Below are 25,205 nucleotides of genomic sequence, written 5' to 3' on the forward strand. Positions count from 1 at the left end.
CTCGGCTGACAATTCGGTCCGCTTCGATCAATCGCCGCCACCCTCGGCGGCGGGACCCGACCACCCGGCCGCCGACGCCTCGCTGTGACCTAGGTCACCGTTTCGCCTCTCCGTTCGGGTCGCGCCTGACCCTGCACAGTGCCCTCGGACTGGCCGGACCTGCGACTCCCGCAGGTCCGGCCTACTCGTCCGGCCCGGCCCTGGCCCCCCGCGCCCCGCCGCCGGGCCGATGTCGTGTCGGTCACTACTGTTAGCGTGCCCTGCGTTGACAATCGTGGCCGATTCCTCACGAAATCTGGCTAATTTGCCACTGCGGAGGGTATTCCTGATGGGCTGGCTACCGGTGGGAGACTCGTACGAGATCTCTCTCCTGGACGGAAAGGTGACGGCGCGGGCCACGGGCCCGCGAGCCACCGGCCGTCCACTGAAGACTCTGCCGAAGGTGCTGCGGGACACCCCCGAGGTGGACCGGTTGCGCCAGCTCGCCCAGTGGCTGGACCGGCACACCGCGGAATGCCTGACCCGGGTCGACGCCTGGGTGGTGTCCTCGCTGCCGGTGCCGACCGGGCTGCTGGCCCGGGTCTGGCCGGACCCGGCCTGGCGGGACGCGCTGCGCGACCTCGTGGTGCTCGGGGACGACCCGGCCGAGCCGGGCTTCCTGCGGGACGTCACCGACACCGGTGACCTGCGCGTGGTCAACCTCGACGGGGAGACCGTCCGGCTCTCGCCGGCCAGCGCCACGCTGCCCCACCCGGTGCGCCTGCCCGACCTGGCAGACCTGCGAGAGTTCGCCGACGAACTGGACGTCACCCAGCGGGTCGAGCAACTGCACCGGGGCACCTGGGGCAAGCCCGCCGACCTGAAGGACCGTGACACCACGATCACCGACTTCCGCGGCACCACGGTCCCCAACCGGCTCGCCGCCCGGGCCGCCACGCTCGGCTTCCGGGTCTCCGGCTCGCAGGTCAAGTGCCGGGTCTGGGAGGCCGGACGCACGGTCGAGGCTGCCATGTGGTTCGACGAGGACTACTGGGACTCCGAGGCGACTCTGGGCAACCTCTCCTGGTCGGTCGTGGACGGACCGACGCTGCGGTTGACCGACGTCGGGCCGGTGGCCTGGTCGGAAGGAATGCGGATGGCGACGGCCCTGTCCGGCGCCGTGACCGGAACGGGGAAGAAGGCGTGACCGGGATGACGACCATGTCGGGCGAGGAATCGGCCGAGAGCCTGCTCACCGCCGGCGCGGTGCTGCCGATCGACACCGCCGGGGCCGGCGACCGGGCGGTGCCCCTCACCGCCCGCACCTACCGGCACCCCGCCCTCGACGACCGGCCGGTGGTCCGCCTGGTCGACGCCGCGCTCGGCGAGGGTGAGGACATCGCTGTCGGGTTCCTCGGCCTGACACCGGGTGCCGAGCCGGCCGTCGTCGGGCTGGGCCCGCGCCGCCCGTTGGTCTTCCCGGAGTGGGTGTTGGTGCACCACGCGGCGGACGGCCGGCACGCGTTGGCGGTGGTGCCGGAGTTGCAGAAGCTGGCCAAGCAGGTGCGGTCGCGGCCGAAGGCCGCCCTGGACGGGCACCAGACCGTCGCCGACCGATTCGCCCGTACGCTGCCGCACTTCCTGCCGACGTTCTTCGAGCAGGCGGCGCGGGTGTTCCTGGCCGCCGGGCAGGACACCTACGCGACGCAGCTGTTCAACAAGGCGCGCAAGGCGGAGGCGCAGCACGGCCTGCCGGTCGACCTGCACCGGCTGGACGAGGTCTACCTGGAGTTCGCGTCGGCCAAGGTGGTGTCCGCGACCGCGTTGGCCGGCTACGCGAAGGAGTTGTCCGCCCAGTTGCCGGCCGACGAGGCGCTGGACCGGTTCTGCCGGCTGGCGCTGCGGGCCGCGGCTGCCGGCGTGGTTCCGTCCGCGCAGTCGGCAACCGCGGTGAACCGGCTGGTCCGGGCCGCCACCAAGGCCGCTGGCAAGGCCAGCGCCGCCGTCGCCGACCGTGAGGCGGCCTACCTGACCGAGCTGCTTCGGCTGCCGGTGGCCGCCGAGGCGCCGGCCGGCTGGTGGAAGGCGCACCTGCCGGCGGTGACGGCGCTGGCCGGCCGCGACCCGGCGATCCGCGGTAGCCTGCTCGACCTGATGCCCGCCGACCGGGACAACCTGGTCACGTGGCTGGCCCTGCTGACCGACACCGGTGCGCTCGCCGGACTGTGTGAACCGGACGTGCCGGACACGGCCCGCCCGCAGGACGGCTCCGTCGGCTGGCTGCGCCGCTTCGTGAGCCGGGCCGAATCCGGCCACCACCGCCGACGGGTGCCGGAGCTGTACCCGCTCGTCGAGCGGATGGCCGACCGGCTGCGCGCCGAACTGGCCGACAGCGGCGAGATCCTCGCCGCCGACGGCGACCTGGACCTGCTCGACCTGCTGCTCGCCCTCGACCTGCCGGTGGCCCCGCCGAAGGAGCGCGAAGCCTTGGACCTGGCGCACTGGGTCAGGCTTGGGGGAGAGCGGGACCTGCTCGCCGTGGCCGGCGACGACCGGTTCACCCGGGCCCTGCGCCGGGGCCTCGACCAGCTCGACGACCAGCAGGCCGCCCTGCGCCGGCTGGCCGGGACGCCGGGCATCCGGCCGTCGCTGACCGACTGGCTGCGGGCCCGGATCCGCGACCGGCTCGCGACCGGACTGCCGTACCTGCCAAAGTCGGTGGACTGGTTGGGCAGCCTCCCGGTCGAGGCGCTGCGCCTGGTGTCCGACGACCTCGACCGGCCCGGTGACCCCGGTCAGGGCGGCGGCCTCAGGCAGGCCCTCGACGTCGACCTTGCCGAACACGTCGCCCGCAGCCTGCGCGGTGGGATCATCGACGAGCTGGGCTGGCCGGACTGGGAGCTGGCCTGGCAGGAGGTGACCGGCGGCGACCACCGGGTCGAGCTGATCCGGCAGGAAGCGTGGCCGTACCTGATCCTGGGCGGGCCGACCACGGTGCGTGTGCTCGGCGCCGAGGGCATCGTGCTCCGCCACGACCTGCGCATTCCGGCCGGCGACATGTGGGGTCAGCCCGGCTACCACTACGTCGACGGCCACCTGCTGGTCTACTGGCGTTCCCCGGCTCTCGGCTACGACCTGCGCGGCTACTGGCACTCGTCGCCCGGCGAGCCGCAGCCCATCCGCGGCCCTCACTACGGCCGCCGGCCGCGCACGAACAAGATCACCCTGCCGCTGGCCGGCGGGGGGCGGACCACCGGCGACGGCGTGCTGCACGTCGGTGACACCGTTGTCCCGGCGGAGCGGCCGGTCATCACCGACGGCACCTGCCACTGGGTCTACCGCTCCGGCGAGGACGACGACAACGACGGCTGGCACGAGTACGACCCGGCCAGCGACACCCACGGCCGGCGCAGCCTGCCCCGGTTCCTGGCCGACCTTCCGGTCGGCGGAAGCCGCCTGAAAGAGCCGGCCTGCTGGCTGCGGCCGGCCCTGTCCGACCGGGCCACCCCGGCCGCCGTTCCGGTGGACGGTCTGCTCGGCTGGCGGGTGGTCACCCTGCCGGACGGCTCGGTACGCGGCGAGGACCTGGCCGGTCGTACCGTCACCGTGGCCTCGGGACAGGAACCGGTCGCGGCGCTGGTGCTGCCCGGCGACGACCGGCCGCGGGCCGTCCTCGAGGGTTTCGTCCTGGTCGACCCGGACGGGGTGGTGTCGGCCGCCGGCAGCGGGGGCTACGCCCCCGACGCGGTCCCGCCGCCGGGACAGGAGTTCCTCGGCAACATGCTGCCCCGGGACCCGGCCGGCTCCACCGCCCTGCGCCGGGTGGACCGGGACACCGCCGCGGTGCTGCTCAAGGTCGCCCTCGACGAACGCCGCGCCGCCCTGGCCGAGGAGGCCGCGCGGGCCGCGGCCCGCGCGGCGACCGGACCGCGGTTGACCGCTGCCACGCAGGCCATCACCGGCCTTCCCGTCGCCGTCCCGGCGTCCATGGTCGGCACACCGGCCGGCACCTCCGGCACCGGACCATCCACCGCCGACGCGGACGACAAGGACGCGCTGGTCGAGCTGGTCCGCTCGACGTTGCCGACGGTCAGCCACGACGCGGTGCTGGCCGGGGTGGCCGGGATGCTGCGGCTGGCCGCCCGGGTGCGCACCGACCTGGACGCGGTGACCGAGCGGCTCACCAGGTCGTTGTCCGCGCCGAAGGCGGTGGCGCCGGTGGCCACCGCGGCCGGACCCACCGACGAGCAGCTCAACATGGCGCTGGACGGTCTGCGTGGCTCAACCTACGGGGGGGCCCGCTCGACCCGCGCCTTCACCCAGCTCCAGGCGTTCGCCGCCCAGCGGTCCGCCACCACCGGGAGCGACCCCGCCGTACGGCTGCACCTCGACGGACCGTCGCTGCCAACCGCTCTGGACTGGTGGTCCCTGCTCGGCGGTGTCGCAGCCGTCGCCTACCGGGCCGTCGCCGCGGTCACCCCGGACGAACACCGGGAGACGCTGCGCGCCCTGCTCACGGAGCTGGACCGGCTCGACCTGAGCACGGTGGCCGAGCCGACCCGGTGGCGCCGGTTCAGGCTGCACCTGCTGGACGACGACCTGAACAATCCGGACGGCACGCGCCGTTCCCCCCGGCCGGGCATCCTGCCGCTGCCCGACGGGGCGTTCATCGCCGTCCTCAACTACAACGGCACGACCACCGGCTACCGCCTCGACGCGCTGTACCACGACCCGGCCGGCGTGTTCGCCGTGCCCGAGCCGTACACCGTGATGTTCTCGGCGCCGGTCGGTGACGAACGGCCGGCCGGCTGGCTGGCCGGTTTCCTCACCGAGTGGGCCGCGCGCGGCCCACTGCCCTGGCGGCCAGAAGCGGCCGAGCGGTTCGCCGAGCTGACGGGTGTCACCCCCACCGCCGCGAAGCTGGTGCTGGCCGGCCTGCCGTACGTGGACTCGTCGAACACCGTGCCGACCGAACTGCGCAAGGCGCTCGGGGTCAAGCAGGTAGGCGAGGTCAAGCTGGCCTTCGGGGTGCTGGACGAGGCCAGCCCGGAGGTCCGGCGGGCCGTGGTCTCGGCGCTGCTGCCGGACGACCCGGCTCGGTTGTGGGCCGACGGTCCGGACGTGGCCGCCGCCGCGGCGGCCTGGAACGCCGCCGTGGGGCGCCGGGTGGTGGTGCCCGAACAGTTGCTCGCCGACGCGGTGCGCGCGGTCCGCACCGGCTGGGGGCCCGCGAAGGCGTTGCCGGCGCTGCTCGACCCGGCCCGTTCGGCCGAGCTGAGCACCGACCTGGCCTTCGAGATCAGGGGCGACCGGGCCCGGCAGGCCGACGGCCGGACGGTGGGCTTCACCGGGGAGGTGCTGCGCTCCACGGTCGCCCTGGCCGCCTGGGTCGCCCACCACACGCCAGCCGGCGACCCGTCCCGAGCCGCGCTGCCGGCCGCGCTGGCCGCGATCCGGGACCGGCTGGCCAACCCCGACCTGCTGCTCGACCTCGACCAGTATGTCTCCCTGCCCGCGATCCGCCAGGTGGCGGGCACCCCGTCGGAGACCGGCCCCGGCTGGGAGCGGTACGGCGCGATCGTGCTGGCCACGCACGACAGCCAACCGTCGCCCGCGCTGCGGCCGGACCTGCTCGACGCCGACGGGACGGACCCGTACCTGCCGGCGCTGCGGCAGGACGCCGCCAAGCCGTACCCGATGGAGGTGGCGCTGCGCCTGGCCCGCGACCTGCGCTTCGCGGCGCTGCTCGGCGATCCGGGGGAGCCGCACGGCGACGCCCGGGCCGCGGACGGGACCTGGTGGCCGCAGGATCCGACCCGGTCGGTGCCCGACCTGGTCGCCGAGGCGGCCGGGGAACACGGCCTGGGCGCCGACGCGGCGGCGGTGTACCTGATGCTGCTGGCCATGCCGGACCCGACCGACCGCAACACGGCGAAGTGGACCGGTTGGAAGCCGAGCCGGCTGAAGGCGGCCCGCGCCGAACTGGCCGGCACCGACCTGGTCATCGAGGCCAGCCGGTCCCGGGCCGGCCGGTCGCTGTTCCTGCCCGGCCCGTGGCTGGAGCGCGGCAGCGGGCAGGCACCGATCGAGGGCTGGAAGGTCGCCCTGTTCGACCTCGCGCCCGACGGTACGGCCGGCCTCGGCGTGACCGTGCCGTTCGAACCGGCCGCCGACCTCTACCGGTGGGCCTGGCAACGCCTCCGCGACGGCGACCGGCCCCGGTTCGACAACCTGCCCACCCGCGGCACCCGCCGCTGACCCGACCTGGAGGGCGGTGGCGTCCGCGACGACCGACCAGGCCGTCGCGGCACCACCCCGCCGCCGAACCCTGTCCCGAACACCCCATCCGAACCAGAGAGATCGAGGAACACCCGTGACCGTGACGGAACACGTCCGCCCCACCACGGCGCCGGAGAGCGCAGCCCAGGTCCTCTCCGCCGAACAGCGGTACGCCGACGAGCTGGCCTTCCTGGCCGCGTACGACGACGGCGCCCGGCCGCCGGGCTGGGCGCTGACCCCGCGCGCCGTGGTCACCTTCATCCAGGGCAGCGACGGCGAGGCGTTGAAGCTGCCCGCCGAACGGCGCACCGGTCCGGACGGCACCGAACTGCCGGCCAGCATGACCATCCCGCCGAAGTTCGTCGGTGAGCGGAGCCTGGTCGAGCGGTGCGTGGTCACCCTGGCCGGTGAGCGGGGCCTGCTGCTGGTCGGCGAGCCCGGCACCGCCAAGTCCATGCTGTCCGAGCTGCTGGCCGCCGCGGTCTGCGGCACCAGCGCGCTGACCGTGCAGGGCACCGCCGGCACCACCGAGGACGCCTTCCGGTACGGCTGGAACTACGCCCTGCTGCTCGCCCAGGGCCCGACCCCGCAGGCGCTGGTCGACTCGCCGGTGCTGACCGCGATGCGCACCGGCCGGGTGGTCCGGATCGAGGAGGTCACCCGCTGCCTGCCCGAGGTGCAGGACGCGCTGGTGTCCATCCTGTCCGACCGGCGGATGAACGTGCCGGAGCTGGCCGGCACCGAGGACGGCCTGATCCGCGCCGTGCCCGGGTTCACCGTGATCGCCACCGCCAACCTGCGGGACCGGGGCGTGTCGGAGATGTCCTCGGCCCTCAAGCGCCGGTTCAACTTCGAGACCGTCCACCCGATCTCCGACGCGGACACCGAGACCGACCTGGTCCGCCGGCAGGCCACCGCCGCCGTGCAGCGCGCCGGCGCGGCGTACACGGTGGACGACGCGGTGCTGGACGCCCTGGTCACCGTGTTCCGCGACCTGCGTACCGGCCGGTCGGGCGAGGGCTGGGACGTGGAACGGCCCGGCACGGTGATGTCCACCGCCGAGGCGGTGCAGGTGGCGGCGTCGCTCGGCCTGGCCGCCGCGTACCTGCCCGGCGGGGACGCGCTCGACCTGGTGCCCGGGCACCTGCTCGGCGTGGTCCGCAAGGACGACCAGAACGACCACGCCCGGCTGCTCGGCTACTGGGACGGCCCGGTCCGCCGCCGCGCCGAGGACGGCTCGGCGATGTGGCGCCGGCTCTGGGACCTGCGGGAGAGCCTGCGGTGACGATCCTCTCCAGCACGCCGACCGGTGCGGCGCCGCCGACCGCCGCCCCGGTGGCGGCCGGCCCGTCGACGGTCGATCCGACGACGGCCGACCCGCGAGCCGTGGTCGACGCGCTCGCCGGTTCGGTCCGGCCGTACCTGATCGGGGTGCGGCATCACAGCCCGGCCCTCGCGGCGGTGGTCCCGGCACTGCTGGACGCCGCCGGCGCCGAGGTGGTCTGTATCGAACTGCCGGCCGACTTCCAGCGCTGGCTGCCGTACCTGTCCGACCCGGCCGCCCGGGCCCCGCTGGCCCTGGTCGGCAGCCACGGCACGGACGGGCCGATGGGCTTCTACCCGTTCGCCGACTTCTCCCCGGAACTGGCCGCGATCCGCTGGGCCCGGCAGCGCGGCGTCGAGGTGGTCTGCTGCGACCTGCCGCTGGCCGACCCCGGCTGGACGGCCGACACCACCGACCCGGCCACCGACTCCGACCCGGCTGCCGGTTCCGCGCCGACCGCCGATCCCGACCCGGACGCCGGTGAGCCGGTGCCCGGCCTGCGCCGGTCCGGCTACGCCGTCGCGCTCAGCGCCAGCGGCACCGGCCGGGACGGCGACGACCTGTGGGACCGGGTGGTCGAGGTGCGTGCCCCGGGCTGCTCGCCCGAGGCGGTCCGCCGGGCCGCTCTCGGCGTCGGCTGGGCGATGCGTACCGACAGCGCCAGCGGCGACGGCGTACCGGCCCGGGACCTGGCCCGCGAGCGGCACATGCGCCGGGTACTGGCCGAGGCCGGCGCAGCCGGCCTGCGGGTCGCCGCCGTCATCGGCGCCTTCCACGCCCCGGCCCTGCTCACCGCCCCGTCGACCGACGGGGACCCGACGGCCGGCCCGGTCGGCGGTGATCCGGTGTCGACCGCCGGCGCCGCCGCCGCGTCCACCCGGCCCGTCGCCGCCCCGACCGGTCCGGTCCGGTCCGTGACGACCCCACCCGGGTCGGCAACCACCAACGGCGGCGGCACGGCGATCACCTCGCTGGTGCCGTACGCGTTCGACCTGCTCGACTCCCGGTCCGGCTACCCGGCCGGGATCCGCGACCCGCGCTGGCAGCAGTCCGTCTTCACCGCTGGCGGCGACCCGGAACGGATCCGGGCCGCCGCCGCCCGGGCGGTCACCGACCTGTGCCGGGAACTCCGCTCGGCCGGTCACACCGCTGGTACCGGCGAGGCCGCCGAGACGGTACGGCTGGCCGGCGACCTGGCCCGGCTGCGGGACCTGCCCGCCCCCGGCCGGGGTGAGGTGCTGGAGGCGGTGACCACCGTGCTCGGTCAGGGTGAACTGCTCGGCCGCGGCCGGGCGCTGGCGAAGGCGCTGGAGACCGTGCTGGTCGGTGCCGAGCGGGGCCGGGTCGCCCCCGGTACGCCGCGGTCCGGGCTCGGCCCCGCGGTCGAGGCGGAACTCACCGCGCTGCGGATGCCCAACCCGGACAGCCCGAAGTCCCGCGAGGTGCGGCTGGACCCGCTGCGCACCGAGCTGGACGGGCGGCGGGAGATCCTGCTGCAACGCCTCCAGGTCTGCGGCGTCGGCTACGGCGAGCCGATCGCGGTGTCCGGCACCGGCGACGGCGCCGCCCTGACCACCCGCTGGCAACTGGCCTGGACGCCGTCCGTGGCGGCCCGGCTGGACCTGGTCGGCGTACGCGGGGTGACCGCGGCGCTGGCCGCGGCCGGCACCCTGCGGGAGCGGTTCCGCCGGGAGGCCGCCGACGGCGGCCCCACCGCCGCCCAGCTGCTCACCGGGCTACGCGACGCCGCCCGGTGCGACCTGCCCGAACTGGTCACCGATCGGCTCGAGCTGGCCGCCGCGGTGCTGCCGGGCACCGGCACGCTGCCCGAGCTGCTGGCCGCACTGGACCTGCTGGAGGCGCTGCGCCGGGAACACCTGCCCGGTACCACCGCCGACGGTCGCGCCCAGGCCGCCGAGCTGGCCGTCGTGTTGCTGGACGCGGCGGTCCGCGGGCTGCCCGGCCTGGCCGGCAGCGACGCCGCGGCCGACGCCGCCGCGCTGGTGGACCTCGCGGTCCGGGCCGGCGAGGACCGGATCGGCCTGCGCCTGGACGAGGCCCTCGCCTACCTGGCCCGGTCCGGTTCGTCGCTGATCCAGGGTGCCGCCCTGGCCGCCCGGGTGCTGCTCGACCTGACCGATCTGGAAACCCTGGGCACGCGGGTGGCCGGCTGGATCGACGCGGCGACCGGGCCGGACACCCGTCGGCACCTGCACCGGCTGCTCGGTGGTCTGCTCACCGCGGCGCACCCGCTGTTGCAGTCCGCCCCGGCCGCGCTGGACCCGCTGCTGGAGCGGATCGAGCGGCTCACCGACACCGAGTTCCTGGACCGGCTGCCGGCGCTGCGTGGCGGGTTCGACGTGCTCACCCCGGCGGCCCGGGAGCGGCTGCTGCACACCGTCGCCGAACGGCTGGGCGACCGGCTCGATCTGGCCCTGTCCGCCGCGCCCGAGCTGCTGGCCCGCTGGGCCGCCGCCGACGCGGCCGGTCGGGCCGCCCTGGTCGCCCGCGACATCCCGATCCCGGGCACGCCGACCGGCGCCGCCGACGTCGAAGCCGGGCCGGGCACGCCGACCGGCGCCGCCGACGTCGAAGCCGGGGCGGGCACGCCGGCCGCCTGGCTCACCGCCACGGACCGGTGGCGGCTGCTGCTCGGCCGCCAACCCGACCGGTTGCCGACCGACGCCCGCCGCTACGCCCGCGCCCTCGACGAGTTGTACGGGGCGGGTCAGGGCGAGGGCGCCACCGACCTCGGCCAGGCGGCCGGCGGCGGCCAGGAGGCCTCCTTCCCGACCGCGCGCGAGTGGGCCGACGAACTCGAGGCGCTGTTCGGCACCGCGGTCCGCGAGGAGGTCATCGCCCGGGCGGCCGAGAGTGGCCGTACCGACGTGCTCACCGAGCTCGACCCGGCCGCGGTACGCCCCTCGATGGAGCTGCTGACCTCGGTGCTGTCGCTGGCCGGTGGCCTGCCCGAGGGGCAGCTGGCCAAGCTGCGGCCACTGGTCCGGCGGCTGGTCGAGGAGCTGACCAGGCAGTTGGCCACCCAGGTGCGTCCGGCGCTGACCGGGCTGACCAACCCGCGTCCGTCCCGCCGTCCCGGCGGCCGGATCAACCTCGCCCGTACGCTGCGGGCGAACCTGGCGCACACCCAGCGGCTCGGCGACGGCCGGACGGTGGTGGTGCCGGAACGCCCGGTCTTCAACACCCGGACCCGCAAGGAGGCCGACTGGCGGCTGGTGCTGGTGGTCGACGTGTCCGGCTCGATGGAGGCGTCGGTGGTGTGGTCGGCGTTGACCGCCGCCGTACTGGCCGGGGTGCCCACCCTGTCCACCCACTTCCTCGCCTTCTCCACCGAGGTGGTCGACCTGACCGACCGGGTCGACGACCCGCTGTCGCTGCTGCTGGAGGTGCGCGTCGGCGGCGGTACGCACATCGCCGCCGGGCTGGCCCACGCCCGCTCGCTGGTGACCGTGCCGAGCCGCACCATCGTCGCGGTGGTCAGCGACTTCGAGGAGGGCTACCCGCTGGCCGGGCTGCTCGGCGAGGTCCGCACGCTGGCCAGTTCCGGCGTGCATCTGCTCGGCTGCGCCGCGCTGAACGACAGGGGAGTGCCCTGCTACTCGGTACCGGTCGCCGAGCAGCTCGTCGCGGCGGGGATGCCGGTCGCCGCTCTCAGCCCGCTCGAACTCGCCCGCTGGGTGGGCGACCGTGTACGCGGAGGATCACGTTGACGGACCGCACATCCACCGCCGTGGACACCGACCGGTTGCCGCCGGTGCTGCCGGGGGTCGCCGCCGCGGCGGTGGCGGCCCTGCCGCCCCGGCTGCACAAGCGGCTGGACGCCACTGTCGAACGGCTGGCCGGTGGACCGGTCGGCCGGGTCGACGGCGGCGTGTCGGTCGACTGCGGCGCCGAGGCCCTGGTCACCCTGACGCCCGGACCGACCGGTGCGGTCACCGACCCGCACCAGGCGCGGTGCAGCTGCCTGCTGGCGCCCCGCTGCCTGCACCGGACCGCGGTCCTGGTGGCCTGCCCGGTCGCCGACCCGGCCACCCACCCCGATCCGGTGTCCACCACCGCCGCGTCGTCCACTTCGGACGACGTCGGCGCGGCCGCCGGGCGTACCGGGAGGGCCGGGCGTACCGGAGAGACGGATGGCGCGGCCGCCGGTCGTGCCGGACGGAGCGCGGCACCGACGAAGGCACAACGGGCCGCCGCCGGCGCGCTGTGGCGGGCAGCCGCCGCGGTGCTCGCGGCCGGCGTCCCGGCCGCCGGCGCGGTCCCGCAGGCCGAACTGCTGCGGGCCGCTCACAGCGCCCGGCTGGCCGGCCTGCCGCGGGCCGAGAGCGCCGCGTTGCGCACGGTACGTGGCCTGCGCGCCCACCGGGGACGACAGACCGGCCACCGGCTGGCGGAGCTGGTCGAGGTGCTGCACGACCTGCTGTACGTGGCCGGTCGGCTGGCCGCCGGCGATCCCGACCCGGCGCTGGTCGGCATCCTCCGGCGGGCCTACCAGCCGGACGGCACGCTGGAGGTGTACGGCATCTGCCGGGAACCGGTGATCAGCGCGACCGGGTACGCCGGGGTGGTCACCCACCTGGTCGCCGCCGACGGGCGCCGGCTCTCCTTCGGCGACGTGAAGCCGGGCGGCCCGGACCGGGCACAGGACTGCGCCCGGGCGGTCACCGAGATGGGCGCGGTCGCGGTCAACCACGCGGCGCTGGCCCGCGGCGGCCTGCGGATCACCGGCACCACCGTCTCCCCGGACGGCCGGCTCGGTGCCGGCAAGGGGGTCCGAGCCACCCCGATCACCGGGACCGACTGGTCCACGGGGCCCCTGGCGGAACTGTTCGCCCGCCCGCTCGCCGAGGTGGTGACCGCTCAACTCGCCGCCGACGATCCGGAGGACCCGGCCCGGGCCGGGACCGCGCTGGTCGGCTGTGACCTGATGGTGGTCGGTGCCGCCGGTGACCAGGTGCTGGCCCGGGAGCTGGCCCCCGCCACCGACGCCGGACCGGACCGCGCGCCGGTGCCGGATGGGCCGGTGATCCGGCTGGTGCCGGCCAACTCCCACCCGGTGCTGGCCCACGTGGCCAACCTGCGGCGGCTCGCCTCCTGGCCGGGTCTGCGGATCCGGGTGGTCGGCCGGCTGGACCCGGACCGGGCCAGCACGCTGCACCCGCTCGCGGTCGGCCCGGTGCCCGGTGCCGCCACGACGCTGCGGCTGCCGGCGGACTGGCACGGCCGGGCGGACCTCGGCTACGACCAGATCCAGGGCAGCCACCTGCCGCCGCGCGACCCGGCCGCGATGACCGAACCGGTTCTCGCCGTCGGTGCCGACGCGGTTGCGGAGTCCCCGCTGTGGCGGGTCCGCCGGCTGGTGGAGCTGGCCGTCTCCGGCGGTCGCCGCGCCGTCGGCGAGGCGGCCCGCGGCGAGGGCGCCGGGCTGGCTGGTCCGCTGCGCCGCGCCGGCTTCACCACCGCCGCCGCGGTGGCCGCCGCGCTCGCCGACGAGTCCGACCGGCGCGGCCGGGACGCGTTCGGCCGGCTCACCGATCCCGACCCGGACCGGTACGCCTGGGCCTGGCTCGCCGCGACCGCCCACCTCGCCGCCACCGAGCGGGAGCTTATCCGGTCCTCCTGGATCGGCCCACCGGTTGGCTGACCTGCCGGAATCCGGCGGCGATCGAGCTCCCGAACCGGTGGGTGGCAGGCCAGGTGATCGCGAACATGACCCGGACCACCTGCGCCCCGGCGCCCGCCCGAACCCTGGGCGGGCGCCGCCCCTTGGGCGAGGGAGGCAGTTCCAGGCCCTCGCCGCCGAGGGCAACTGCATCCGGGTTCGGTTACCCGGCGGACGGTGGCCGACGTCGGCGCGTTGATGCTTCCTGGCCTCGCCGACGAGGCGACGGCACGTCAGGAATCAGCCCTCGCCCGCCAGAGTGCCAGCGCCAGCCAGGCCGAGCCGACCGCGACGAGCAGGCCGTGTGCGACCCGGACGGCCGCGGGCGTGTAGAACTGCGGCAGGAAGAGGGCGAAGCCGAGTGCGAAGATGATTCCGCTGGGGCGCGGCAGCACCCCCGAGCGCCAGATCGCGGCGGCGGCCAGGACGGCCGACACCCCGAGCGTGATCAGGCCGAGCCCGAACGTCGTGATCGCGACCGGGTTGTATCGGACCGTGTCCACGAGGGCGAGCAGGTCGAGCGGCTCGCCCGCGGCGTACGTGCTGGCGATGGCGTGCAGGCCGAAGTCCTCGGCGCCGTAGTAGGGCAGGACGAGTCCCACGCCGATCCAACCGGTCACGACGGCGGCGAAGGCGAGCCGCTCGGCTCGGGTGTGCCTGACCGCGTCGCGTACGGCGAGCAGGCCCAGCGTCACCAGGATGAAGCCGATCATGGCGAACAGGTGCGAGGCGACCCACCAGTCGGGACTCATCGCCCGGGTCGCGCCGTCGACTGTGGATTCGTCGTGCCAGGGTCGGGTCGCCGGGTAGAGGACGAAGAGGATGCCGGCGACAGCGAGGGCGAGGGCGCCGAGCCGGGTGCGGGCGGGGGAGATGGGCATCACGTTCTCCAGCGTCGAGATCAGGTGCGGGGCAGGCTCGCGACGAACATGTGGATCAGTTGTTCGTGGGTGGTGTCCAGGTCCTCGGGCAGGCCGAAGCCGCCGGCCGCCTCGATCGAGGCGAAGCCGTGCACGATCGCCCGCAGGCAGCGGGTGGCGTGGATGGCGGCCTCGCCTTCGAGCCCGTAGCCACGCAGCACCGCGAGGAAGACCTCGAGCAGCCGTGTACCGGCGCTCGCCAGGGCCGGGTCGTGCAGGGGATCCGGCGGCATCGCGGCGTGGCGGGCCGGATGTTCGACCGCATGGTGACGGTAGGTGCGCATCAGGGTGGCGACGGCGTCGTCGCCGCTGCGGCCGACCAGCGCGGCGGTGAAGCGTTCGGTCAGCTCTTCCATGATCCGTACGGACATCAGTGTCCGCAGTTGAGCGAGGCTGCCGACGTGCTTGTACAGCGAGGGTGCGGCGACTCCGGTGCGTTCGGCGACCGCGGCCAAGGTCAGGGCATCCAGGCCTCGATCATCGATGAGGTCGAGAGCCGCGTCGACGACGGCCGCGGTGGACAGCCCGGCCCTAGGCATGGTCGCGCTCGGGGTCGCCGGTGCGGGTCTGAAAGAGGGCTAGGCTAACGCTCATAGTCAAAAGGCTACGACGGATAGCCTAGGCCGTCAACGCGCTGGTCGTGGCGGTTCCGTCGCGCTGAAGGGCCCCGGCGACTCAGGGCTGCCTGAACCAACGCCGGAGCGGGCCGCCGCCGTTACGTCGGCTGCCCAGAGGCCCACGCGTGGCTGGTGGCGACGACGCCGGCGACGATGTCGAGCTCTCCGGCGTCGCGCGGGCCGAACAGCATGACCATCCCGGCGGTGAGGCGCACACCCGCGAGCGGGTGCGCGACGCCCCAGCCCTTGGCGGCCAGGTCGGCGGCGAGCGCGGGTGGCAGCGCGACGTGCAGCGAACCGTCGTGGCGGGGGTGGAGGTGGGCGAACTCGCCGACGGCGGGCACGAGGAACGCGTCGTCCGGGCCCAGCCGCGGCGGGGCGAGTACGAAGCCGCGCGCCCCGGGTACCGAGATCGCCGACTGGCGGGTCGTCACCCTCGGCAGCGCGGCGATGCGCGCGAGCAGCAGTTCCTGCAGCTCGACCGGCGCGTTGTCGCTGCGCTGCTGCTGCGGAATCTGACTGCTCACCGTCGGGCGGGCCCCACGGCGCGGCGGGAGCTGGCCGCCGGGCAGCCTTGTCCACGTCCTCGGAGACGGCGTCGGGCGGACCCGGTCGGCGAGGAATGCCAGGCGTTCCTGCAGCCAGCCGGCTACGGTCGCCAGCGCTGGCGCGGCGATGCCGTGTCCGACCGGGTCGCGGCGGGCGAGGGTCGCGGCACCGGCCTCGGCGATCAGGTAGTTCCAGGTGCGGTCGAGCAGTTCCCGTGGGATGACGCTGTCGTGCTCGCCCTGAGCCACGACGACGGGCACGCCGGCCAGCCGGGCGGGCGTGGTCGGGACGCCGGCGTCGAACGGCAGCGTCCCGTACAGGATGGCGGCGCCGGCGTAGCGGTCCGGATTGTCGAGCAGCAGCCCACCGGCGAACGCGGCCCCGCCGCTGAACCCGATCAGCACCACCGGCCGGCCTGCGGGAGCGACACCGTCGAGCCAGTCGCGGAACCAGCCGATTGTCGCACGCAACGACTCGGCGATCGGCCGGCCGATGCCGCGGTTGGCGAACCACGCGTACCCGCCGCCCTCGGCGATCGGCGCCCGCACCGCCGCGTACGTGGGGCCCACGGGCAGGTGGTCGGCCAGGCGAAGGATCTCCCGCTCGTGCGAGCCGCGGCCATGCAGCAGCACCACCAGCGGGGCATCCGCATCGGTGCTGCCCGCGGTGGCCACGACCGGCGGCGCGAACGTCTGCATCGCGCTCATCGCCGCACCAACATCCGCGCGGGCGCCGTGGCGTCCACCGGGCCCGGCAGTAGCCGTGCCGCCGTGCCGACGCCGCTCCAGCGTCGCGCCTCCGCCGACAGGTCGAGGTGCTCGACGGGCGCCGCGTTGGGGCTGGCGCTCATGCTGCGCTGCCCATCGGCCCGACCAGCTTCCAGCCGCTCTGCCAGCTCCACCCGTTACGGGCGTTGAGCATGATGTTCAGCAGTGCCATCTCCTCCAGCGACCTGGCCATCCGCAGCCCGCCCGCGTCGATCACCCGGTAGCCCAGGGAGGAGGCCAGCTCGGCGACCTTGTCCTTGGCGGCACCGTCGTCGCCGGCGATGAAGGCGTCCAGGGGCGCGCCGCTCTCCACCGGATTGGTGTGGCGGCTCGCGAGGATGGTGTTGAAGGCCTTGACCACGGATGCCCCGGTCACCTGGGCCTGAAGCTGCTCCGCAGCCGAGACGCCGCCGGTGACCAGGTCGCTGTAGGTGTCGTTGAGCGGGTTCGTCGCGTCGACGAGGACCTTGCCGGTCAGTGCCTCGCCCAGCTCGGTGGCGACGCCGGCGACGGCGGCGTGGGGGACGGCGAGCAGCACGAGATCTGCTCCCTGCACCGCCTCGGCGTTCGACGCAGCGGCGCTCGCACCGGCGCTGCCGGCCGCCTTCTGGGCGTGCTCGGCGCTGGTCGCCGCGACGACGACGTCGTGGCCGGCGCGCACGGCGGCGGTCGCCACAGCCCCACCGACATTGCCGGCACCCAGGATCGCGATACGCATGTCCACTCCTTCTCTGACTGTTCAGATGTTGCCTACTCAACGACTGTACGTCCGGCTATTTGATCCGTCAACATCTGTAGTGTAAGGTTTCTGCCATGGTGAAGAGCGCGGTCGACCACAGGCTGGTGACGACGTTCGGGCGGCTCGTGGAGGCATACAGCGCGCTCGAGCGGCAGCTCGGCGGGGCGCTGGAGCGCGAGTGCGGCATCCCGCACACCTGGTTCGAGGCTATGCTGCGCATCGCCCGCTCGCCGGACAAACTGACGATGAGCGCCCTGGCGAGCCAGATCGCGCTCACCACGGGAGGGATGACCCGGCTCCTGGACCGGATGGTCACCGCCGGTCTCGTGGAACGCGTTCCCTGCCCTACGGATCGGCGGGTCAGCTTCGCCGCCCTCACCCCGGCCGGACGGCAGAAACTCGAGGAGGCGGCCAGGATTCACGTGCGCAACCTCGAGCGCGTCTTCGCCGACTACACCAGCGACGAGATCAAGACCTTGGACGACCTGCTCGACCGGCTCCTGCGCGACCGCGAGCGGCCGGCCCACGAGGCGGCACCGTGTCCCACGCCCGGCGACGCCGCAGCCCCGGCCGGCTGACCGTCAACGCCCTGACCAGCCCCTTCGGTGTGGAGGCCACTTCGGGGAGACCGGGGTGGTCCAGCCTCCGTTCTGTTCGACAGGCCGAGCGCAGTCCGGCAGGCGATCAGGACGTGGCGGGCTCCGGCAGCACGTAGACGCTTCCCTGGACGGTGAGGCGGACGTTGGTGCCCGAGGAGTAGTGGGTTGGCTGGCCGAGGATCCGTGCGGTGAATCCGGGTGCCGTCGTCCAGTTGGACGTCGATGAGGGCGTCGTGGCCTTGGAACAGATGGTGGCTCCGCAGCACTGTCAGCGGCCCGCGCCCCAGTGACCGTGCGGCCTCCTCCAGGCTTGGCGGGGCTTGGGCGGCGGCTGTCGCGACGGCGCCGGGTCTCGGCTTCAAGACCAAGCCCATCCCTTTCGGTGGACCTCGTGCCGTGCCCGTGCGTCCATGCCCGCCGCGTCGTCGTGAACCAGGCGACCCCGGCACGCGCCAGGCGGTCGCGCACCCGCGCCCACTCCGGCGGACCCGCGCCCTCCTCGCCGTACCGCGCGTCGTGCTCCGCCACCGGATCCGTCACCGGATCAGCCATGCCGACCGACCCTGGTGATGAGTTGTCGCGCCCGCACCCGTCATACCTACGACGGGACACGACGAGGCGGAAGGATGACGTGATGAGTGCGGACACGCGGCTGGGGGAGCTGGGCGGGAGCGGGCTGGGCGAGGTCGACGAGCCGGCGTTCTCGGGGCTGGCGGAGCGGCACCGGCGGGAGCTGCACGTGCACTGCTACCGGATGCTCGGGTCGTTGGAGGACGCCGAGGACACCGTGCAGGAGACGTTCCTCCGTGCCTGGCGGCGGCGGGAGACCTTCGAGGGGCGGTCGACGTTCCGGGCCTGGCTGTACCGGATCGCCACCAACGCCTGCCTGGACCTGCTCGCCAAGTGCCGCCCGGAGCCTGCGACCGGCGGCGAGGTGCTGTGGCTGCAGCCCTACCCGGACCGGCTGCTCGACGAACTGCCCGCGGGCGACGCGGACGAGCCGGAGACCGTCGCCGTCGCGCGGGAGACGATCGAGCTGGCGTACCTGGTCGCAGTCCAGCACCTCGCGCCGCGCCCGAGGGCCGTGCTGATCCTGCGGGACGTGCTCGGCTGGCCGGCGAAGGACGTCGCGGAGCTGCTCGGGGACTCCGTCAACTCCGTGAACAGCGCGCTGCAACGGGCCCGCGCCGGCATGCGGGAGCACCTGCCCGCCGAGCGGCAGGACTGGACCGGCGGCGAGGGGGACGCCGGGACGCGCGAGCTGGTACGCCGCTTTACCGACGCCAGCGTGGCCACGGACGTCGCCGGGCGCGCCGCACTGCTGCGGGACGACGTCCGCTGCTCGATGCCGCCCACGCCGGGCCTGTACGTCGGCCGCGACGCGGTGGTGAACGACTGGGTCGACGACGGTTTCGAGGGCATGACGGGTCTGCGCGCCGTCCCCACCTCCGTGAACCGGCAGCCCGCCGTCGCCTTCTACCACTGGCGGGAGCGGGCGGGCGCGTACCTGCCGCTGACGATCGACGTCCTGCGCGTCACCGGCGGGGCGATCACCGAGATCGTCATCTTCCACGACGACCAGTTCCCGCGGCTCGGGCTGCCGGAGCGCCTGCCGGCGGACGGCACGGAGTAGTCCCGGTGTGGACGCTCACGCTGCGCGGCGGCGCGCGTGTCGCGGTGGTCGCGGCGCAGTGGTGCGACGCGTTCGGCGTCGTCACCCGCGGGCGGTGCAACTGGAGTTGCGCGACGGCGAGCCCGGGCCGGTCCTCGGACGCGACGCCGGGTTCTGGCTCCGCGGCACTGAAGGTGCGGCTGGCATCGAGGAAGTCCACCGCCGGGTCAGGCGCGGGCGGCTGGTTCGGCAGGCTTCGTGGTAGGGCTGTCGCTCGGCCCATCGTCGGCTGGCTCGGTCTGCGCTGCGTCGGCGGCGCGGGCGGGGGCTACCGCCCGCAGCCTGCGAACGTCCCGGCTGGCCAGCATGCCGAGGACCGAGAGCACCACCAATGTCGCCAGGATCAGCAGCGTGTCGCGGGTGCCGATCGCCGCTGCGACCGGTCCGACCGCGATCTGGCCGAGTGGGATGGCGACCCAGGATCCCAACATGTCGTAGGAGTAGACGCGGGCCAGTCGGTCGGCCGGTATGTGCTGCGCTATCGACGTGTCCCAGGCCACCGCGAACTGTTCGACGGCGATCCCGACCGCCACTCCGGCCGACACCAGCACGACGACGGTGGGTGCCAGGGCCAGCCCCAACAGCAGAAACGACTCGGCGAACATGCAGGCCACCCCGAGCAGCAACAGCCGACGCACCCGGATCCGCAGGGCGATCAACCCGCCCACGACCATTCCGGCGGTTTCCGCCGCCAGCACCACGCCCCAGGCGCTACGGCCGATCGTCTCGTCCGCGACGGCCGGGCCGAGCACGTTCACGCCGCCCGCGAGGGCCGCGTTGAGGACCATGAAGCCCAGCACCACCACCCAGACCCAGGTCCGCGCGGTGAATTCCGTCCAGCCCTCCCGGAGGTCAGCGACGATACTCGTGCGGGTGCTCTTCGCCGGCGAGGCACCGACCCGGACTCCGGCAAACGCGAGCGCCGCGATAGCGAAGGTGAGCGCGTCGATGGCGAGGCCCCACCCCGGTCCGACGGCGGCCACCAGGAGGCCACCGAGCGCAGCGCCGCCGATCATGCCCGCGTTGATGCCGAGCCGGATGAGCGCGTTGGCCGGCTGAATCAGCTCCGGCGGCACGGTCTGCGGCGTCGCGGCGGCCGACGCTGGCTGGGACAGCGCGCTGACGATGCCGTTGGCCGCACCGAGCGCCAGCAACAGCGGGATCGTCGCCGTGCCGGTGAGCACCAGGGCGGCCACTGCCGCCTGGGTCAGCGCACCAAGCACATTGGATCCGACCAGCACCAGCCGGCGCGGAATCCGGTCGGCCACCACCCCACCGAAGAGCACGAACAGCACGGTCATCAGCGATCTCGCGCCGACCACCAGGCCCAGGTCGCGCACCGAGCCGGTCAGATCGAGTACGGCGAAGGCCAGCGCGATGGGAGCGACACCGTTGCCCAGCATGTTGACCAGCCGGCCAGCAGCGAGGTATCGGAACGCGCCATACCGCAGCGGAGCCAGCATCAGTCCTCCATCAGGAACAGGACAACATCAACGTGGAGCAGTTCGAGGACCCAAGCCGTTCGGCCTCCACGACGCCTCGGCTGAGGTGTCCGAGCCCGCAGGGTCGAACGCGGCGGTGGCTCACGCGCGGGCGCGACAGCGCGCCCTCTGGTGATCACGTCCGGAATCATGCATCACGACGGCCTGTACACCAACCGCGTTTGAAGCCCCGCCCGTTTCTCGTTGTGAAGTCACCGGAGCAGACGAAGTCCTGCCATCGGCAAGACCGGGCGCTGCCTTTGATTGACCAACGGTGACGCTGTGTGACGCACTGTCAGCGGCAAATCCGCGCCCTTGATCTTGGATAGGAATCGCTGGCGCGGATGTGGCGCGGCTGCCCTGTGCTGTCGTGTAGGTCGGCCGTGGCGGGCGCTGCGGCGTCGTGGCGCATGACGAGGGCTTGATTGACGGGCTGCGAGCACTTTGACGACGGCGGCGATGGCCTGTTTCGTCTTGCCGACGCCGTCACACGTGTTAGCTGGCTAGCTTTTCGCAGAGTGTCCAGATGGCGTCGCGGTTCCGTTGGTCGAGGACCGCGGTGGGCCATGGGGTGCGCTGGCATTTGCTGTTGACGTAGGTGCTGTGTAAGTCGGCGGCGTGAGGGCTCGATGCCAGGTAGATGCTGGAACGGGAGGCCTTGACCAGGGCGCGTTGTCCGTAGAGGACTGGCATCAGCAGCCGTAGCAGCGGCACGATCGGGCGCGCTGCGGGTGGGTACGTGTCGATCGTAAGGCCCTGGTTCATCGACGTGTACGCGTGTCCGGGATACGCCACGTTGAGGTTTACTCCGCTGCCGCGCAGGCGCTCGGCGAACGTGTAGCTCATCGCCATCAGCGCCAGCTTCGTCTGGTTGTAGAACGACAGCCCGACGTACGATCGCTCGCCTTGCAGGTTGTCCAGGTCGATCCGGCCACGTGGGACGCCACCGGTGATGTTGATAGCCCGGGCCGACGTCGCGCGGGACAACGCCGGCAGCAGCCGGTGGATCAAGATGTACGGCGCGAGCACGTTCGCGGCGAAGGCGGTCTCGACGCCGTCCTCGGTCAGTTCCCGCCGCGCCATGGTCACGCCCGCGTTGTTGATCAGTACGTCGAGGGTCCCGTGACGGTCTTCCACCTGGTCGGCCAAGTGGTGCAGGTCCCGTTGACGCGTCACGTCCGCTATCAGCGAGTCCACCTGGTCGTTGCCGGTGTCGCGGCGCAGTTCCTTGACGGCGCCGCGCGCCCGATCGGGGTCGCGTCCGACCACCAGGACTCGGGCGCCGAGGCGGGCCAGCCCTCGGGCGGTCTGCTTGCCGATTCCGCCGGTGCTGCCGGTCACCAGGACCGTCTTGCCACGCAATGGTTCTGTCATGGCGGCCACTATACGACACCAGGTGACACGTTCGTCATCCGATGATGTGAAGTAGACTTCGGTGCGTGACTGGGTTGCGGGAGCGTACGCGGCGGGCGGTGCGGGCCGAGCTCGCTGACGTAGCGCTGCGGCTGTTCGCCGAGCGGGGCTTCGACCAGACCACCGTCGACGAGATCGCCCAAGCCGCTGGGCTGACCAAGCGGAGCTTCTTTCGCTACTTCCCGGCCAAGGAGGACGCGGTCTTCGGCAGTGTCGACGTCACCGGCGAGCAGGTCGTCGACGACATCCGCGCCCGTCCGGGCGACGAGGACCCGTGGCACGCGCTGCACCAGGTGTTGCGCCGGTGGCAGCAGCAGATCCACGCATCCGAGCAGGCGCTGGCGAGCCTCCGCCTGATCGAGTCGACACCGTCACTGCGCGCACGCCTGCACGAGAAACGCGCGCACTGGCGGCAGCAGGTCAGCGACGCGCTGCGCGACCGGCCCGACGCGGGACTCGACGCGTTCACCGCGGACCTGCTGACCAACGCCGCCACCGCTGCCCTGGACACCGTCTCGCATGAATGGCTGCGCTCCGGCGGCACCGCCGACCGAGCAGCGTTGCTGGACCGCGCCTTCACCCTCATACGACCGGCGCTGCTGGCCCGTTGACGCGTGGGTCATCGGGAGAGGTTCATGATCCGTCGAGGGTCTCCCGGCTCATCGGGCAACAGGATCGGCACGCACACCAGCGCGAGCGCGGCGTAGGCGACCCTGGTGGCGGGGCGTGGACCGGAGAGATCGCCGACAAATGCCGCTGACGCGGCGCCGCGGGTAAGCGCCGCTGGACATCACGCGCAGGGTGCCGTTGACGCGTCCCAGCAGCCGCGGCGACGTGACGTGCTGGCGGAACGACATCAGAACAGTCAAGATCGAGTATCCCGGCCACCCGACGTTGCGCCGACTACCGACGAAGATTCGGTGCCATAGAACTCCGAAGATCACAGTCGACCTGACGCGCGGCCTGGTGCCGCCGACGAGGGTGAGGACCGATCCGCCCCCACGCCCGCCGGCCGACGTGCGAGGTTCTTACGGCTGTGGCAGCGCCACGGTGGGCGTGCGTCGGGGCGCACCCGGACGCTCCGAGCGGGTCAACTCGGCGAACCAGCGGCGGCCGGAGCGGAACACCTCGCCGACCGCCAACCCGGCTGCCGCCGCCGTGCCCGACACCGCGCACGTGTCGAGCCACGCCCAGCGGAAGGTCGGACCCCGGTGCCGGCCGGATGCCACGTGGACCTGTCCCTGCCAGGTGCCGGAGCCGGGCGGCTCCAGCTCGACCAGCACTGTTCCCGCCGGCCCCAGCAACGCCCGGCACCGGCGCAGCAGCGCGATCGGGTCGCCCCCGATGCCGATGTTCCCGTCCAGCAGGACCACGTGTGCCCAGCGTCCCTCCGCCGGCAACGGGCCGAACAGGTCGGCCCGCACGGCGACCGCGCCCCGGGCCCGGGTCAGCGCCACCGCCCGGGCCGACACGTCCACCCCGAGGGTGGTCAGCCCGGCTCCGGTCAGCGCCAGGGTCACCCGGCCCGGGCCGCAACCCAGGTCGAGGGTGGGACCGGTGCAGCGGGTGACCACCGCCGCCTCTGCCATTCCGGCCGGCCCGTGCCACCGGCGCACCGGCAGGCGGCGGCGCAGTCCGTCGGCGGGCACCAGCCAGTGCGCGTTGTCGCCCCGGTCGCGCAGGGCGGCGGCGAAACTGTCCCCGGTCACGCCCGCACCACCATGGCGCGGCGCACCGCCGCGACCTGGCGGGCGAAGCGGCTACCCGGGGTCGCCGCGGCCACCGCCCGCGCGTCCGACCAGTCGTCCACGTCCCGCAGCACCGGCAGCGGCATCGTGCGCAGCCCTCGCCCGGTCAGCGCGGACCACGTCGACCGGCCGGTGCGCGGAGTCGACATCGGCACCCCGCGCAGCGCCACCGCCTGCCGCGGGTCGCGCAGCCCCAGCGCCCACCAGCCGCCGTCGGCGGCCCGTCCCAGCACCGCCTCGGCGTCCGCCAGCCGGCGTACGGCGGCGGCCAGCCGCGCCGGGGTCAGCTGCGGGGTGTCCATCCCGATCTGAAGCACCCGATCGCCGGGGAAAGCGTCCGCGACGTCGACGTGGGCGTTCGCGAGTCGGGCTGCGAAATCCACGCCCCGCTGCGGCAGGACCGGCCAACCGGCGACGGCGGCGGTCAGTTCGGCGGCGTGCTCGGCGTCGGTGAGGCGCCCGGCCAACGCCAGCACCGGCGTCACCCCGGGAGTGTCCCGGACGGCGTCCAGGGTGTCGCGCAGCGCGGCGGCGGCCAGCTGGGCGGCCTGGACCGGGGTCGCCGGTGGGCAGAGCCGGGTCTTGACCATGCCGGGCACGGGGGCCTTGGCGACCACCAGCAGCACGGTCACCGGGGGCGCTCCACGGTGCGCAGCACGGCCGCGAAGTCCCGGGTGGCGCGCAGGGTGCCCCGGAACGAGCCGGAGACCTTGGAGCGGGTGCCCGTGGCACGCGGGGCGTACGCGACGTCGAGTTCGTGGATGCGCCAGCCCGCGGCGGCGGCCCGGATCAGCAGCTCCAGCGGGTAGCCGAAGGCCCGGTCGGTGACGCCGAGACCGAGCAACGCCTCCCGACGGGCCACCCGCATCGGGCTGAGGTCACGCAGTGGCACCCCCCGGTGCCGCAACAGCGCGGCGACCAGCGCCGTTCCGGCCCGGGCGTGCCAGGGCCAGACCCCGACACGGACCGGCCGGCGACGGCCGACGGCCAGGTCGGCGCTCCCCCCGGCGACCGGGGCGACCAGGGTGGGCAGCTCCCGAGGGGAGAATGAGCCGTCGGCGTCCAGGACGCACACCAGTTCGGTCTCGGCGGCCTCGATTCCGGCGTGCACGGCCGCGCCGTACCCCCGACGGCGCTCATGGACCACCCGGGCGCCGTGCCGGGCGGCCACCTCGGCCGAGGCGTCCCGAGACCCGTTGTCCACCACGATCGCCCGGTATCCGGGCGGCAGCGCGGTCAGCACGGCGGGCAGCGCGGCGGCCTCGTCCAGGCACGGCAGCACCACGTCGATCGGTGTCGGCATACCCCGACGCTAAGTCCGCGCGAGGCCACCCGTTCCGCGTTCGGCCTTACGGAACGCCTACCGAACAGGCACTTCTTACCGTCCGGTGACGTACCGGCGACTCGGCTGACAGGGGGCGGGGCAGACCGTACC

18 protein-coding genes are annotated in these 25,205 nt (G+C 74.1%); 8 read left to right on the plus strand and 10 right to left on the minus strand.

What is annotated here, in order from left to right; genetic code table 11:
- Positions 1–328: 328 nt before the first annotated feature.
- From AB0G14_RS02210 to AB0G14_RS02230, 5 genes are all read left to right on the plus strand, one after another.
- Positions 329–1,186: a DUF4132 domain-containing protein gene (locus tag AB0G14_RS02210; protein WP_357692838.1), complete on the plus strand. Its 858-nt coding sequence runs from the start codon at positions 329–331 to the stop codon at positions 1,184–1,186.
- Entirely contained in the window at positions 1,183–6,237 is a 5,055-nt protein-coding gene (locus AB0G14_RS02215; protein WP_357692840.1) for a hypothetical protein, read from the plus strand. Before AB0G14_RS02210 ends, AB0G14_RS02215 begins: the two co-directional genes overlap by 4 nt.
- 115 nt (positions 6,238–6,352) lie before the next feature.
- Positions 6,353–7,543, plus strand: a complete 1,191-nt coding sequence (locus AB0G14_RS02220) for an AAA family ATPase (RefSeq protein WP_357692842.1) — start codon at positions 6,353–6,355, stop codon at positions 7,541–7,543.
- Entirely contained in the window at positions 7,540–11,313 is a 3,774-nt protein-coding gene (locus tag AB0G14_RS02225; RefSeq protein ID WP_357692844.1) for a DUF5682 family protein, read from the plus strand. Before AB0G14_RS02220 ends, AB0G14_RS02225 begins: the two co-directional genes overlap by 4 nt.
- A complete protein-coding gene (locus AB0G14_RS02230) occupies positions 11,310–13,247 on the plus strand; it encodes a hypothetical protein (protein ID WP_357692846.1) in 1,938 nt (645 codons plus the stop codon). Before AB0G14_RS02225 ends, AB0G14_RS02230 begins: the two co-directional genes overlap by 4 nt.
- A 251-nt stretch (positions 13,248–13,498) precedes the next feature.
- On the opposite strand, the gene AB0G14_RS02235 is transcribed toward AB0G14_RS02230, so the two are convergent.
- From AB0G14_RS02235 to AB0G14_RS02255, 5 genes are all read right to left on the minus strand, one after another.
- A complete protein-coding gene (locus tag AB0G14_RS02235) occupies positions 13,499–14,146 on the minus strand; it encodes a hypothetical protein (protein WP_357692848.1) in 648 nt (215 codons plus the stop codon).
- A gap of 20 nt (positions 14,147–14,166) precedes the next feature.
- Positions 14,167–14,724, minus strand: coding sequence for a TetR/AcrR family transcriptional regulator (locus tag AB0G14_RS02240; protein ID WP_357692850.1), 558 nt, complete (start codon positions 14,722–14,724; stop codon positions 14,167–14,169).
- A gap of 176 nt (positions 14,725–14,900) precedes the next feature.
- Complete coding sequence (locus AB0G14_RS02245; RefSeq protein WP_357692852.1) at positions 14,901–16,058, minus strand: hypothetical protein; 1,158 nt, start codon at positions 16,056–16,058, stop codon at positions 14,901–14,903.
- On the minus strand, positions 16,055–16,201 hold the full coding sequence (locus tag AB0G14_RS02250; RefSeq protein ID WP_357692854.1) for a hypothetical protein: 147 nt from the start codon (positions 16,199–16,201) through the stop codon (positions 16,055–16,057). Before AB0G14_RS02250 ends, AB0G14_RS02245 begins: the two co-directional genes overlap by 4 nt.
- Positions 16,198–16,836 (minus strand): NAD(P)-binding domain-containing protein, encoded by a 639-nt coding sequence (locus tag AB0G14_RS02255; RefSeq protein ID WP_357692856.1) that lies wholly within the window; start codon positions 16,834–16,836, stop codon positions 16,198–16,200. The genes AB0G14_RS02250 and AB0G14_RS02255 overlap by 4 nt, the downstream gene beginning before the upstream one ends.
- A 95-nt stretch (positions 16,837–16,931) precedes the next feature.
- Here AB0G14_RS02255 and AB0G14_RS02260 point away from each other — a divergent pair, with 95 nt between their 5' ends.
- A complete protein-coding gene (locus AB0G14_RS02260; RefSeq protein ID WP_357692858.1) occupies positions 16,932–17,435 on the plus strand; it encodes a MarR family transcriptional regulator in 504 nt (167 codons plus the stop codon).
- Positions 17,436–18,090: 655 nt separating this feature from the next.
- On the plus strand, positions 18,091–19,089 hold the full coding sequence (locus tag AB0G14_RS02265) for an RNA polymerase subunit sigma-70 (protein WP_357692860.1): 999 nt from the start codon (positions 18,091–18,093) through the stop codon (positions 19,087–19,089).
- Positions 19,090–19,295: 206 nt separating this feature from the next.
- On the opposite strand, the gene AB0G14_RS02270 is transcribed toward AB0G14_RS02265, so the two are convergent.
- Both AB0G14_RS02270 and AB0G14_RS02275 read right to left on the minus strand, forming a co-directional pair.
- On the minus strand, positions 19,296–20,591 hold the full coding sequence (locus AB0G14_RS02270) for an MFS transporter (RefSeq protein WP_357692862.1): 1,296 nt from the start codon (positions 20,589–20,591) through the stop codon (positions 19,296–19,298).
- A gap of 513 nt (positions 20,592–21,104) precedes the next feature.
- The gene (locus tag AB0G14_RS02275) at positions 21,105–21,983 is read right to left on the minus strand and encodes an SDR family NAD(P)-dependent oxidoreductase (RefSeq protein ID WP_357692864.1); all 879 of its coding nucleotides are present in this window, start codon (positions 21,981–21,983) and stop codon (positions 21,105–21,107) included.
- Between the two features lie 65 nt (positions 21,984–22,048).
- Between AB0G14_RS02275 and AB0G14_RS02280 the strand changes: the two genes are divergently transcribed.
- Entirely contained in the window at positions 22,049–22,633 is a 585-nt protein-coding gene (locus AB0G14_RS02280; protein WP_357692866.1) for a TetR family transcriptional regulator, read from the plus strand.
- A 417-nt stretch (positions 22,634–23,050) separates the two neighbouring features.
- Here the strand turns inward: AB0G14_RS02280 and AB0G14_RS02285 are convergent, their stop codons facing one another.
- Genes AB0G14_RS02285 through AB0G14_RS02295 form a run of 3 tightly spaced genes read right to left on the minus strand, consistent with a single transcriptional unit; the run spans position 23,051 to position 25,073 of the window.
- Positions 23,051–23,731, minus strand: a complete 681-nt coding sequence (locus AB0G14_RS02285; RefSeq protein WP_357692868.1) for a class I SAM-dependent methyltransferase — start codon at positions 23,729–23,731, stop codon at positions 23,051–23,053.
- The gene (locus AB0G14_RS02290) at positions 23,728–24,402 is read right to left on the minus strand and encodes a DUF2064 domain-containing protein (RefSeq protein WP_357692870.1); all 675 of its coding nucleotides are present in this window, start codon (positions 24,400–24,402) and stop codon (positions 23,728–23,730) included. Before AB0G14_RS02290 ends, AB0G14_RS02285 begins: the two co-directional genes overlap by 4 nt.
- Positions 24,399–25,073 (minus strand): glycosyltransferase family 2 protein, encoded by a 675-nt coding sequence (locus AB0G14_RS02295; RefSeq protein WP_357692872.1) that lies wholly within the window; start codon positions 25,071–25,073, stop codon positions 24,399–24,401. Before AB0G14_RS02295 ends, AB0G14_RS02290 begins: the two co-directional genes overlap by 4 nt.
- Positions 25,074–25,205: the final 132 nt, after the last annotated feature.

The sequence above is a fragment of the Micromonospora sp. NPDC023814 genome (assembly GCF_040639595.1).
Taxonomy (GTDB): Bacteria; Actinomycetota; Actinomycetes; order Mycobacteriales; family Micromonosporaceae; genus Micromonospora.

Excerpts from the sequence above, each read along its gene's own strand:
- AB0G14_RS02235 (WP_357692848.1), bottom strand. The coding sequence starts at position 14,146 with ATGCCCATCTCCCCCGCCCGCACCCGGCTCGGCGCCCTCGCCCTCGCT.
- AB0G14_RS02265 (WP_357692860.1), top strand. The coding sequence starts at position 18,091 with ATGAGTGCGGACACGCGGCTGGGGGAGCTGGGCGGGAGCGGGCTGGGC.
- AB0G14_RS02250 (WP_357692854.1), bottom strand. The coding sequence starts at position 16,201 with ATGAGCGCCAGCCCCAACGCGGCGCCCGTCGAGCACCTCGACCTGTCG.
- AB0G14_RS02295 (WP_357692872.1), bottom strand. The coding sequence starts at position 25,073 with ATGCCGACACCGATCGACGTGGTGCTGCCGTGCCTGGACGAGGCCGCC.
- AB0G14_RS02275 (WP_357692864.1), bottom strand. The coding sequence starts at position 21,983 with ATGACAGAACCATTGCGTGGCAAGACGGTCCTGGTGACCGGCAGCACC.
- AB0G14_RS02240 (WP_357692850.1), bottom strand. The coding sequence starts at position 14,724 with ATGCCTAGGGCCGGGCTGTCCACCGCGGCCGTCGTCGACGCGGCTCTC.
- AB0G14_RS02270 (WP_357692862.1), bottom strand. The coding sequence starts at position 20,591 with ATGCTGGCTCCGCTGCGGTATGGCGCGTTCCGATACCTCGCTGCTGGC.
- AB0G14_RS02255 (WP_357692856.1), bottom strand. The coding sequence starts at position 16,836 with ATGCGTATCGCGATCCTGGGTGCCGGCAATGTCGGTGGGGCTGTGGCG.
- AB0G14_RS02210 (WP_357692838.1), top strand. The coding sequence starts at position 329 with ATGGGCTGGCTACCGGTGGGAGACTCGTACGAGATCTCTCTCCTGGAC.
- AB0G14_RS02245 (WP_357692852.1), bottom strand. The coding sequence starts at position 16,058 with ATGAGCGCGATGCAGACGTTCGCGCCGCCGGTCGTGGCCACCGCGGGC.
- AB0G14_RS02260 (WP_357692858.1), top strand. The coding sequence starts at position 16,932 with ATGGTGAAGAGCGCGGTCGACCACAGGCTGGTGACGACGTTCGGGCGG.